Origin of the sequence: Escherichia sp. E10V5 (genome assembly GCF_004212315.1) — a bacterium.
Taxonomy (GTDB): Bacteria; Pseudomonadota; Gammaproteobacteria; order Enterobacterales; family Enterobacteriaceae; genus Escherichia.
On sequence record NZ_RHJM01000046.1, the window covers coordinates 1 to 10,813 of the forward strand.

15 protein-coding genes and 1 rRNA gene are annotated in these 10,813 nt (G+C 48.5%); 6 read left to right on the plus strand and 10 right to left on the minus strand.

The genetic code is table 11. From position 1 onward, the window contains the following. Positions 1-64, minus strand: a 16S ribosomal RNA gene (locus D9738_RS23280); the annotation flags it as partial. A gap of 471 nt (positions 65-535) precedes the next feature. Here D9738_RS23280 and D9738_RS23285 point away from each other — a divergent pair. Beyond that, entirely contained in the window at positions 536-1,090 is a 555-nt protein-coding gene (locus D9738_RS23285) for a gamma carbonic anhydrase family protein (RefSeq protein WP_130206867.1), read from the plus strand. Here D9738_RS23285 and D9738_RS23290 read toward each other — a convergent pair. Genes D9738_RS23290 through dprA form a run of 6 tightly spaced genes read right to left on the minus strand, consistent with a single transcriptional unit; the run spans position 1,066 to position 4,860 of the window. Further along, entirely contained in the window at positions 1,066-1,323 is a 258-nt protein-coding gene (locus D9738_RS23290) for a DUF1488 domain-containing protein (protein ID WP_130217594.1), read from the minus strand. The genes D9738_RS23285 and D9738_RS23290 overlap by 25 nt on opposite strands. Then, positions 1,320-2,138: a shikimate dehydrogenase gene (aroE, locus tag D9738_RS23295; protein ID WP_130206871.1), complete on the minus strand. Its 819-nt coding sequence runs from the start codon at positions 2,136-2,138 to the stop codon at positions 1,320-1,322. Before aroE ends, D9738_RS23290 begins: the two co-directional genes overlap by 4 nt. A gap of 4 nt (positions 2,139-2,142) precedes the next feature. Continuing rightward, positions 2,143-2,715, minus strand: coding sequence for an L-threonylcarbamoyladenylate synthase type 1 TsaC (gene tsaC, locus D9738_RS23300; protein ID WP_130261298.1), 573 nt, complete (start codon positions 2,713-2,715; stop codon positions 2,143-2,145). 4 nt (positions 2,716-2,719) lie between these two features. Then, positions 2,720-3,262 (minus strand): type I DNA topoisomerase, encoded by a 543-nt coding sequence (locus tag D9738_RS23305; protein ID WP_001129723.1) that lies wholly within the window; start codon positions 3,260-3,262, stop codon positions 2,720-2,722. A gap of 28 nt (positions 3,263-3,290) precedes the next feature. Further along, complete coding sequence (gene smg, locus D9738_RS23310; protein ID WP_000460680.1) at positions 3,291-3,764, minus strand: DUF494 family protein Smg; 474 nt, start codon at positions 3,762-3,764, stop codon at positions 3,291-3,293. Beyond that, entirely contained in the window at positions 3,736-4,860 is a 1,125-nt protein-coding gene (gene dprA, locus D9738_RS23315; protein WP_130206875.1) for a DNA-protecting protein DprA, read from the minus strand. Before dprA ends, smg begins: the two co-directional genes overlap by 29 nt. A gap of 129 nt (positions 4,861-4,989) precedes the next feature. On the opposite strand from dprA, the gene def reads away from it, so the two are divergent. From def to mscL, 5 genes are all read left to right on the plus strand, one after another. Further along, entirely contained in the window at positions 4,990-5,499 is a 510-nt protein-coding gene (gene def, locus D9738_RS23320) for a peptide deformylase (RefSeq protein WP_000114984.1), read from the plus strand. 14 nt (positions 5,500-5,513) lie between these two features. Beyond that, positions 5,514-6,461, plus strand: coding sequence for a methionyl-tRNA formyltransferase (gene fmt / locus D9738_RS23325; protein ID WP_130261299.1), 948 nt, complete (start codon positions 5,514-5,516; stop codon positions 6,459-6,461). A 45-nt stretch (positions 6,462-6,506) separates the two neighbouring features. Next, on the plus strand, positions 6,507-7,796 hold the full coding sequence (gene rsmB / locus D9738_RS23330) for a 16S rRNA (cytosine(967)-C(5))-methyltransferase RsmB (RefSeq protein WP_130261300.1): 1,290 nt from the start codon (positions 6,507-6,509) through the stop codon (positions 7,794-7,796). A gap of 21 nt (positions 7,797-7,817) precedes the next feature. Then, the gene (gene trkA / locus D9738_RS23335) at positions 7,818-9,194 is read left to right on the plus strand and encodes a Trk system potassium transporter TrkA (RefSeq protein WP_000691382.1); all 1,377 of its coding nucleotides are present in this window, start codon (positions 7,818-7,820) and stop codon (positions 9,192-9,194) included. A 129-nt stretch (positions 9,195-9,323) separates the two neighbouring features. Beyond that, the gene (gene mscL / locus D9738_RS23340) at positions 9,324-9,734 is read left to right on the plus strand and encodes a large-conductance mechanosensitive channel protein MscL (RefSeq protein ID WP_000022442.1); all 411 of its coding nucleotides are present in this window, start codon (positions 9,324-9,326) and stop codon (positions 9,732-9,734) included. Here mscL and arfA read toward each other — a convergent pair. From arfA to D9738_RS23355, 3 genes are read right to left on the minus strand one after another with little or no spacing between them, the layout of a single operon-like run. After that, the gene (arfA, locus tag D9738_RS23345; RefSeq protein WP_042201146.1) at positions 9,731-9,949 is read right to left on the minus strand and encodes an alternative ribosome-rescue factor ArfA; all 219 of its coding nucleotides are present in this window, start codon (positions 9,947-9,949) and stop codon (positions 9,731-9,733) included. The two genes, mscL and arfA, sit on opposite strands and share 4 nt — an antisense overlap. 55 nt (positions 9,950-10,004) lie before the next feature. Then, positions 10,005-10,430, minus strand: coding sequence for a Zn(2+)-responsive transcriptional regulator (zntR, locus tag D9738_RS23350; RefSeq protein WP_059222259.1), 426 nt, complete (start codon positions 10,428-10,430; stop codon positions 10,005-10,007). A gap of 10 nt (positions 10,431-10,440) precedes the next feature. After that, complete coding sequence (locus D9738_RS23355) at positions 10,441-10,809, minus strand: DUF1992 domain-containing protein (RefSeq protein WP_130206883.1); 369 nt, start codon at positions 10,807-10,809, stop codon at positions 10,441-10,443. Positions 10,810-10,813 lie beyond the last annotated feature (4 nt).

Consider the following 10,813-nt stretch of genomic DNA (forward strand, 5'->3'; position numbering starts at 1 on the left):
CGTCTTGCATGTGTTATGCCTGCCGCCAGCGTTCAATCTGAGCCATGATCAAACTCTTCAATTTAATAGTTTGATGCTCAAAGAATTAAACTTCGTAATGAATTACGTGTTCACTCTTGAGACTTGGTATTCATTTATCGTCTTGCGACGTTAAGAATCCGTATCTTCGAGTGCCCACACAGATTGTCTGATAAATTGTTAAAGAGCAGTTGCGACGCGGCTTTCAGCTCACTGTCGCGAGGTGGCGTATATTACGCTTTCCTCTTTCAGAGTCAACCCTGAATTTCAGGATTTTTCTCTTTGTTGTTACGACCATCTTGTGAAGTGTTTCACGTTGTCGTCTCAACGGAGGCGCATTATAGGGATCCCAATTTTTTGCACAAGTACTTTTTTGATCTTTTTTTCTGTTTGTTGTTTTTTCACCCTTTTTGCTGCATTCACACACAAAACGGTGCTTTTTTGCATACTAAAAGACTTGCACAAGGCCAATAATGCACCCAAAGTCATTAGTAAATCATTTATTGTTGAGGTAAGTATGTCTGATGTTTTACGCCCATACCGCGATCTTTTTCCACAAATCGGTCAGCGCGTAATGATCGACAGTAGTAGTGTGGTTATTGGTGACGCCCGCCTGGCTGATGATGTGGGGATCTGGCCGCTCGTTGTGATTCGTGGCGATGTGAATTATGTACAAATCGGTGCCCGCACTAATATTCAGGATGGTAGCGTCTTACACGTGACCCATAAATCAACAGCTAATCCACAAGGCAATCCGTTGATCGTCGGTGAAGACGTTACGGTTGGACATAAAGTGATGCTCCACGGCTGCACCATTGGCAATCGAGTTTTGGTTGGGATGGGCTCAATTTTACTTGATGGCGCAATAGTAGAAGATGATGTGATGATTGGTGCGGGTAGCCTGGTCCCACAAAATAAACGACTGGAGAGCGGATATCTGTATCTCGGTAGCCCCGTCAAACAGATCCGCCCGTTAAGTGATGAAGAGAAGGCTGGGTTACGCTATTCCGCAAATAATTACGTGAAATGGAAGGACGAATATCTGGATCAGGGTAACCAGACCCAGCCTTGATCATCTTCACTTTGTTCCTGAATTAAGTTTTCCGCTTCTTCCTCCAGGTCCCAACGATGCTGACGAAAATTCGCTAACCACTGTTCTGGCGTATCTCCTGCAAAGCGGTTCGCCAGACTCTCTCCAGTAATAGCGCAAGTGAGCTGCATACCATTTACAAGAGCTGGAAAACAAACGCATTTTTTACTCTCGTTCCACTCTTCCCTGTCTGGAAACTGGATGGCCTGATTCACGCGGACAACTCCTCCTGCAATTGCTTTATAACTGGTGCTACGTCAGGCAGAACACCGTGCCAGAGAAGGAAGGCATGAGCCGCCTGCGCCACTAACATCCCCAATCCATCCGCATTACGTTTTGAGCCTTGCTGTTCACACCATGCCAGAAAGGGCGTTTTTCCCTTCTGGTAGAACATGTCATAACAACAAATACCTGAATGGACGAGCGATGCCGGGATCGCCGGAACATCTCCACTAATGCCACTGGATGTCGCGTTAATAATAAGATCGAACTCGTGACCATCCAGTTCGTCCATACCCAACGCCTGAACACTACCAGTGTGCGCAAACAATTTCGCCAACTCTTCCGCGCGAGAAACCGTTCGGTTAGTGATTGTCACCGCACAGTCCAGAGAGAGAAGCGGCAGTAATACCCCACGAGATGCCCCACCAGCGCCGATAAGCAGAATACGTAAACCGGAGCGAATAAAAGACAGACGTTCTAGATCGCTTAACAAGCCTACACCATCGGTATTGTCACCCAGTAGGCGTCCATCTTCTAACCGCTTGAGGGTATTTACAGCACCAGCCAACGCTGCCCGTTCAGTAAGCTCATCCGCTCTGGCAAAAGCCTCTTCTTTAAAAGGCACTGTCACATTCGCACCTTTACCACCAGCACTAAAGAAAGCGTTTAGCGTGTTGATGAAATCATTGATAGGTGCCAGCACGCGGCCATAGGGATGTTCAATATTCAGTTGCTGTGCAAATTGCTGATGAATGAATGGCGATTTGCTGTGGGCTATCGGATTACCAAAAACAGCATAGGTTTCCATTATGTTACCCCTGTCGAAACAGTTCACCCGTCAGGGCATCACGAATTTCTGAAGGATTTAAACGACCGCCCGTTTCACCTAGCACAACCGGGAAATCAGCACCAAACTGTGCGTGAACTTCCTCTATTGTTCGACAAGGTGGTAATCCACTCAAGTTGGCACTGGTAGAAACTAGCGGTTTACCATAAGCCTGGCACAAAGCAACCACCAACGGATGGTCGGTGACTCGTACAGCAAGCGAATCAAAGCGGCCCGTCAACCATCGTGGTGTTGTCGCAGGCGCGGGAAAGACAAAAGTGACAGGACCAGGCCAGCGAGAAAAAATGGTTTCACGCTGCGCGTCAGTCAGCATGCTGTCATCAATATAGGGTTTAAGCTGCTCGTAATTTGCCGCGATTAAAATCAGCCCCTTATCAACCGGACGCTGTTTTAAATCCAACAGTCGCATCACTGCTGTTTCGCTATCAGGATCGCACCCGACACCAAAAACGGCTTCCGTTGGATAGGCGATGACACGTTCTTCATTGAGGACATCTATCGCAGCTGCGATAGCGTCTCCTTGCAGGTTATTATTCACGTTATTATTCCGCCGAAACCGGCTTTCCACATTGTTTACTGGCACAGAAATGTTTAACACCCTGCGCGGTTTTCTTTTCGATGAGTAGCGGATAATGACACTCAGGGCACTCTCCGGCTATTGGTTTGAAGTTAATAGCAAATTGACACTCAGGGTAGCGATCACAGGAGTGAAATGTTTTGCCATAACGGGAGCGCCGCTGGACCAGATGGCCCGTCCGACATTGAGGACAGGTAATTGCTGTTTCGTCCGGTTTATCGATAAGTTCGGTATGTTCGCATTCAGGATAGTTACTGCAACCAATAAACATACCAAAGCGTCCCTGGCGTAATACCAGATTTGCTCCGCATGCAGGGCAAACCTGCCCCTCCAGAACTTTGACGATATGCCCATCCGCTGAAGATTTCAGAGGACGGACGTAGTCACACGCCGGATACTGTGAGCACCCAAGAAACGGACCGTGTTTCCCGGATCGAATAACCAGTTCAGCCCCGCACTTTGGGCAGGACTCATTATTACGCACCGTGAACAGTGCTGATTTCGCCATAACAACTTATGCTGAATTAAAGAAATGATTAATGCAGCATACCTTCATTCACTTCAAAGAGTAATTCTTCCATTTGCTGGTACGCATTTTCGCAGCCCGGGATGTTGAACAACACCATCAGGATCACCCATTTCAGATCATCCAGTTCGAACTCTGCGTTATCCAGCGCGAGCACTCGCTCTATCACCATTTCACGAGTTTCAAGGTTGAGCACCTGAATCTGCTCAAGGAAAAGCAGAAACCCACGGCAGCTGGCATCCAGTCGTTCACACTCTTCCGGTGTATAAATACGCATGGAGAGAGGATCCGAGGCCAGTTGCATCGGTTCTGCCAACCCTTCCTGATAATCAGCAAGTTTTTCCAGCCATAGCAGGGCATTGTAGATATCTTCTCGCTCAAAACCTGCGTCGGTAAGATCCTGTTCAAGTTTGTCTTGATCCACACGCAACTCAGCTTCAGTGTGAATATAGGTTTCAAACAAATACATTAGTACGTCGAACATGGCATGCCCTCCTCAATCGGACATAGCCGCCGGGTACAGCTGCGATCCATCCTGCTAACTCCAGTTCAAGTAGTTGAGTAACTACCTCTGGCACAGGTTGGCCGGCACGTTCAGCGACGACGTCAACAGGTGTTACCTCATCTCCTACGTTAGCCAGGAGCTCAGGAAATGGCAATGCCACGTCTTCCTGATCTGATGAATAAAATGATTTTTCATGGGCATCTGGCAACCAGTGCAATCCATATTGCAAATTTTCCAGAATTTCTTCCGGTTCCGTCACAAGAATCGCACCTTGTTTTATAAGCCAGTGGGGGCCTTCACTTCCGGGACTCCCTAATGGACCGGGCAAAGCAAAGACTTCACGTCCCTGCTCAAGCGCACAACGCGCTGTCACCAGTGAACCACTGCGCAAAGCCGCTTCCACCACCAGTACACCTTTACTTAGACCACTAATAATGCGATTTCTTCTCGGGAAATTGTAAGCAAGAGGAGGGGTATCGAGGGGAAATTCCGAGACAAGAGCCCCACCATGTTCAAGCAGACTGGTAGCAAGTCGGGCATGGCGACGCGGATGAATGGTATTTAGCCCATTCCCCAGCACAGCAACACTGACACCATTTACCTGCAAGGCCGCTTTATGCGCTACACCATCGATTCCGCGCGCCAGCCCACTGGTAATTGTCACGCCTCGCGCCGCCAGCGCCTCACATAACAGCCGCCCCCACCGTTCGCCATACCATGAATGCGCCCGGCTTCCCACTACGGCCAACTGAAATGATTGCAGCGCTTGTAGATCACCAGCAACAAACAGTGCACCTGGATAATCAGCCGTTGCAATAAGTTGAGGAGGATAAAATTCACTGTCCGCTGGGATTAAATGATGGTTAGGTTGCTCCAGCCAACAAAGTGAGCTTTCAATACTCTGCTGTGAAAATGTAAGAAAGCGTTGTGCCTGTCGCGATGAAAGCCCTGTTTGCTGCAGTACAACTGCATCAATATTTGGCTGTTCTACCAGCCAGTGAGCAATGCGGACCATATCATCGCCGTACAAGCTGCTGATGCTCATTAAACGCAGCCAAATTTCGGTATCGACCATCCTTATCTCCCTGCCATAAGCAGCCTTAGCAATCTTTGCGATTGGTCAGTGATGCTGTCAATCAGAGGGGGATTTGTCTAGAATAGAAGAAATAATCTTTCTAACTCCTGAACACATCTCTGGAGATTTATGTCAGTTTTGCAAGTGTTACATATTCCGGACGAGCGGCTTCGCAAAGTTGCTAAACCGGTAGAAGAAGTGAATGCAGAAATTCAGCGTATCGTCGATGATATGTTCGAGACGATGTACGCGGAAGAAGGTATTGGCCTGGCGGCAACCCAGGTTGATATCCATCAACGTATCATTGTTATTGATGTTTCGGAAAACCGCGACGAACGGCTGGTGTTAATCAATCCGGAGCTTTTAGAAAAAAGCGGCGAAACAGGCATTGAAGAAGGTTGCCTGTCGATCCCTGAACAGCGTGCTTTAGTGCCGCGCGCAGAGAAAGTGAAAATTCGCGCCCTGGACCGCGATGGTAAACCATTTGAACTGGAAGCTGATGGTCTGTTAGCCATCTGCATTCAGCATGAGATGGATCACCTGGTCGGTAAACTGTTCATGGATTACCTGTCACCGCTGAAACAACAACGTATTCGTCAGAAAGTTGAAAAACTGGATCGTCTGAAAGCCCGGGCTTAAGGATAAGAACTAACGTGTCAGAATCACTACGTATTATTTTTGCGGGAACACCTGACTTTGCAGCGCGTCATCTCGACGCGCTGTTGTCTTCTGGTCATAACGTCGTTGGCGTGTTCACCCAGCCAGACCGACCGGCAGGACGCGGTAAAAAACTGATGCCCAGCCCGGTTAAAGTTCTGGCTGAGGAAAAAGGTCTACCCGTTTTTCAACCTGTTTCCCTGCGTCCACAAGAAAACCAGCAACTGGTCGCCGATCTGCAGGCTGATGTTATGGTCGTCGTCGCCTATGGGCTGATTCTGCCTAAAGCGGTGCTGGAAATGCCGCGTCTTGGCTGTATCAACGTTCATGGTTCACTGCTGCCACGTTGGCGCGGTGCTGCACCAATCCAACGTTCGCTGTGGGCGGGCGATGCAGAAACCGGCGTAACCATTATGCAAATGGATGTCGGTTTAGACACGGGCGACATGCTCTATAAACTCTCCTGCCCGATTACCACAGAAGATACCAGTGGCACGTTATATGACAAACTGGCAGAGCTTGGCCCACAAGGGCTTATCGCCACATTGAAACAACTGGCAGACGGCTCGGCAAAACCGGAAGTGCAGGACGAAACTCTCGTTACTTACGCCGAAAAGTTGAGTAAAGAAGAAGCGCGTATTGACTGGTCACTTTCGGCAGCGCAGCTTGAACGCTGCATTCGCGCTTTCAATCCATGGCCAATGAGCTGGCTGGAAATTGAAGGACAGCCGGTTAAAGTCTGGAAAGCGTCGGTCATTGATACGGTAACCAACGCTGCCCCAGGAACGATCCTTGAAGCCAACAAACAAGGCATCCAGGTTGCGACTGGTGATGGCATCCTGAACCTGCTCTCGTTACAACCTGCGGGTAAGAAAGCGATGAGCGCACAAGACCTCCTGAATTCTCGTCGGGAATGGTTTGTTCCGGGCAAGCGTCTGGCCTGATAGTCCACTCTTCTAAGCCCGGTCTTGCCGGGCATTTTTATACTTATGAAAAAACAACGTAATTTACGTAGCATGGCGGCCCAGGCCGTTGAACAAGTCGTCGAGCAAGGGCAATCATTAAGCAACATTTTGCCAGCGCTCCAGCAAAAGGTTTCCGATAAAGACAAAGCACTTCTTCAAGAGTTGTGCTTTGGCGTACTGCGCACGCTTTCACAGTTAGACTGGCTGATTAATAAGTTAATGGCCCGTCCGATGACAGGCAAACAGCGGACCGTGCATTACCTGATTATGGTTGGTTTGTATCAACTGCTTTATACCCGCATTCCACCGCATGCTGCGCTGGCTGAAACGGTTGAAGGCGCTGTCACAATTAAGCGCCCGCAACTTAAAGGGTTGATTAACGGCGTATTACGTCAGTTCCAGCGTCAGCAAGAAGAGTTATTAGCCGAGTTTAATGCCAGTGATGCACGTTATCTGCATCCTTCCTGGTTGCTGAAGCGTCTGCAAAAAGCGTATCCAGAGCAGTGGCAATCTATCGTTGATGCCAATAACCAGCGTCCGCCAATGTGGCTGCGCGTTAATCGTACGCATCATTCCCGCGACAGTTGGCTTGCATTGCTGGATGAAGCAGGAATGAAAGGCTTCCCGCATTCGGATTACCCTGATGCAGTACGCCTGGAAACACCTGCACCTGTTCATGCGCTACCCGGTTTTGAAGAAGGATGGGTTACCGTTCAGGATGCATCAGCGCAAGGTTGCATGACCTGGCTTGCGCCACAAAACGGTGAGCACATTCTGGATCTTTGTGCCGCCCCCGGCGGTAAAACAACGCATATCCTTGAGGTGGCACCAGAAGCGCAGGTTCTTGCGGTTGATATTGACGAACAGCGCCTCTCTCGCGTTTACGACAATTTAAAACGCCTTGGTATGAAGGCAACCGTGAAACAAGGTGACGGGCGCTATCCTTCCCAATGGTGTGGCGAGCAACAGTTCGATCGCATTTTATTAGATGCGCCCTGTTCGGCAACCGGTGTAATACGTCGCCATCCGGATATCAAATGGCTGCGTCGCGATCGCGATATCCCGGAACTCGCGCAGTTGCAGTCTGAAATTCTCGACGCCATCTGGCCACATTTAAAATCTGGCGGAACGCTGGTTTATGCTACCTGTTCGGTGTTACCGGAAGAAAATAGCCAGCAGATTAAAGCCTTTTTGCAACGTACCGTTGATGCTGAACTTTGCGAAACCGGAACACCAGAACAACCGGGTAAGCAAAATCTGCCTGGTGCCGAAGAGGGCGACGGCTTCTTTTACGCTAAGCTAATCAAAAAGTGATGAGATAACGGGTCGCGACTGATGAAAATTATCATTCTGGGTGCCGGTCAGGTTGGCGGCACGCTGGCGGAAAACCTGGTTGGCGAGAATAACGACATTACCGTTGTCGATACCAACGGTGAGCGTCTGCGGACCTTGCAGGATAAATTTGACCTGCGAGTCGTGCAGGGGCATGGCTCTCATCCACGCGTATTGCGGGAGGCAGGTGCCGACGACGCCGATATGCTGGTTGCTGTAACCAGTTCAGATGAAACCAATATGGTTGCCTGCCAGGTAGCCTACTCACTTTTCAACACCCCTAATCGCATCGCTCGTATCCGCTCACCAGACTACGTGCGCGATGCCGATAAGCTATTTCATTCAGATGCTGTACCGATTGATCATCTGATCGCACCTGAGCAGTTGGTTATCGATAATATTTACCGACTGATTGAGTATCCCGGCGCATTGCAGGTGGTGAACTTCGCTGAGGGCAAAGTGAGCCTTGCAGTGGTAAAAGCCTATTATGGTGGCCCGCTTATTGGTAATGCGCTTTCGACCATGCGCGAGCATATGCCACATATCGATACCCGCGTGGCGGCAATTTTCCGCCACGACCGTCCTATCCGCCCGCAAGGTTCGACTATTGTTGAAGCTGGTGATGAAGTGTTCTTTATTGCCGCCTCGCAGCATATACGCGCGGTGATGAGTGAATTACAGCGACTGGAAAAACCGTATAAGCGGATCATGCTGGTTGGTGGCGGTAATATCGGTGCAGGGCTGGCGCGTCGCCTGGAAAAAGATTACAGCGTCAAACTCATCGAACGTAATCAGCAGCGCGCTGCCGAACTGGCGGAAAAGTTGCAGAATACGATCGTCTTTTTTGGTGATGCGTCGGATCAAGAACTGCTGGCCGAAGAACATATCGATCAAGTTGATCTGTTTATTGCCGTCACCAACGATGACGAGGCCAATATCATGTCAGCCATGCTCGCCAAACGTATGGGTGCGAAAAAGGTGATGGTATTGATCCAGCGTCGCGCTTATGTGGATCTGGTTCAGGGGAGCGTGATCGATATTGCGATTTCACCACAACAAGCAACTATTTCTGCGTTGCTTAGTCATGTACGAAAAGCAGATATTGTTGGTGTTTCCTCATTGCGCCGCGGCGTAGCAGAAGCTATTGAAGCCGTTGCTCACGGTGATGAAAGCACCTCTCGCGTTGTCGGCAGAGTCATTGATGAAATCAAGTTACCGCCAGGAACGATTATTGGAGCGGTGGTACGTGGAAACGACGTGATGATTGCCAATGACAATCTGCGCATTGAGCAAGGCGATCACGTGATTATGTTCCTCACAGATAAAAAGTTTATTACCGACGTCGAAAGACTCTTCCAGCCAAGTCCTTTCTTTTTGTAATTAATAAGGCGTCTAATGACGCCTTATTATTTCCCTTTGAATATCAAGGATTAATTAAATTCATTCCTGGCAGGAAAATGGCTTAACATTTGTTAGACTTATGGTTGTCGGCTTCATAGGGAGAATAACATGAGCATTATTAAAGAATTTCGCGAATTTGCGATGCGCGGGAACGTGGTGGATTTGGCGGTGGGTGTCATTATCGGTGCGGCATTCGGGAAGATCGTCTCTTCACTGGTTGCCGATATCATCATGCCACCTTTAGGATTATTAATTGGCGGGATCGACTTTAAACAGTTTGCTGTCACGCTACGCGATGCGCAGGGGGATATCCCTGCTGTTGTGATGCATTACGGTGTCTTCATTCAAAATGTCTTTGATTTTCTGATTGTGGCCTTTGCCATCTTTATGGCGATTAAACTAATCAACAAACTGAATCGTAAGAAAGAAGAACCAGCAGCAGCACCTGCACCAACTAAAGAAGAAGTATTACTGACAGAAATTCGTGATTTGCTGAAAGAGCAGAATAACCGATCTTAACAAGCGCCTGAAAGCAGAAGGCCAGTGGTAAAAAAGTGATTTACTTTCTTGCCACTGGCCTCCCAGCTACCCCGATTGCCATGTTTTCCTTTTCGCATATAACTGCCTTTCCCTTTTTTATTTTTTTCTACACGCTGCCTGAACAAAGGGTCATGTAGTAATGCTTCAATCGCATTATCCTTTATCTGCCCTTTCGTATGCTGATATCGACTCATAAAAACTCCAGTTGGTTATTTAACGGCGCGAGTGTAATCCCGTCAGTGCAAAAAATCAACAACCTGCTTTGACACCGCTGGCTCCTTGTTCAAGAGCTTCAAGGATAGAGCAATAAACGCTGCTATGGGCGCTACCACAACAGGCATCGTTAAGACGTTGCAAGGAACGCTGCATGCTCTGCAACTCAGCTATCCGCGCTTCCACTTCCTGTAATCTTTCCTGCACAATACCTTTTGATTCCTGACAAGTATGATGTTCAGGATCGATACGGATCGAAAGTAACTCACGGATCGACTCAAGACTGAAACCAAGTTGTCTGGCATGCCGAATAAATTTCAACCGTTGGAGATCGCTTTCGGTATACAGGCGAAAGCCTCCTTCCGTACGAACTTCATGATCCATCATCTGCTGTTTTTCGTAATAACGTATTGTGTCGGGCGTAACTTCTGCCAGTTTTGCCAACTCACCAATGCGATACATAAATTATCTCTCAGTTGTCATTAATTTTATGCAGAAGCTTATCTGCATATTCGCCACGTAAAAATTCAGTACTCAAACCTGCTTGCCGCAGTTTCAACTCCAGTAAAGACAACTGACGGCTAACATCTTGATATTGCGGATCATCCTGACGGATACCGTTGAGAATATCCAGAAGCTGAATAGCTTCCTTGCGCTGCTCAAGTTCTGGCGGTAAACAGCCGGCATTCTTTAACAAGCGATAGCCCGCACGCAGTTCCGGCGGCACATGTGTGTCATCTTCCAGGATTAATGGTTCACCACTGCCTGGGAGATTTTCAAACTCACCTTTAGCCTGTGCTTCAGTAATATGGCGCTCTGCCCACTGGTCAAGTAACCACATAAAT

Coding starts and splice junctions, on each gene's coding strand:
- D9738_RS23285 (WP_130206867.1), top strand. CDS start 536: ATGTCTGATGTTTTACGCCCATACCGCGATCTTTTTCCACAAATCGGT.
- aroE (WP_130206871.1), bottom strand. CDS start 2,138: ATGGAAACCTATGCTGTTTTTGGTAATCCGATAGCCCACAGCAAATCG.
- D9738_RS23305 (WP_001129723.1), bottom strand. CDS start 3,262: ATGGCGAAATCAGCACTGTTCACGGTGCGTAATAATGAGTCCTGCCCA.
- smg (WP_000460680.1), bottom strand. CDS start 3,764: ATGTTCGACGTACTAATGTATTTGTTTGAAACCTATATTCACACTGAA.
- dprA (WP_130206875.1), bottom strand. CDS start 4,860: ATGGTCGATACCGAAATTTGGCTGCGTTTAATGAGCATCAGCAGCTTG.
- def (WP_000114984.1), top strand. CDS start 4,990: ATGTCAGTTTTGCAAGTGTTACATATTCCGGACGAGCGGCTTCGCAAA.
- rsmB (WP_130261300.1), top strand. CDS start 6,507: ATGAAAAAACAACGTAATTTACGTAGCATGGCGGCCCAGGCCGTTGAA.
- trkA (WP_000691382.1), top strand. CDS start 7,818: ATGAAAATTATCATTCTGGGTGCCGGTCAGGTTGGCGGCACGCTGGCG.
- mscL (WP_000022442.1), top strand. CDS start 9,324: ATGAGCATTATTAAAGAATTTCGCGAATTTGCGATGCGCGGGAACGTG.
- arfA (WP_042201146.1), bottom strand. CDS start 9,949: ATGAGTCGATATCAGCATACGAAAGGGCAGATAAAGGATAATGCGATT.
- zntR (WP_059222259.1), bottom strand. CDS start 10,430: ATGTATCGCATTGGTGAGTTGGCAAAACTGGCAGAAGTTACGCCCGAC.
- D9738_RS23355 (WP_130206883.1), bottom strand. CDS start 10,809: ATGTGGTTACTTGACCAGTGGGCAGAGCGCCATATTACTGAAGCACAG.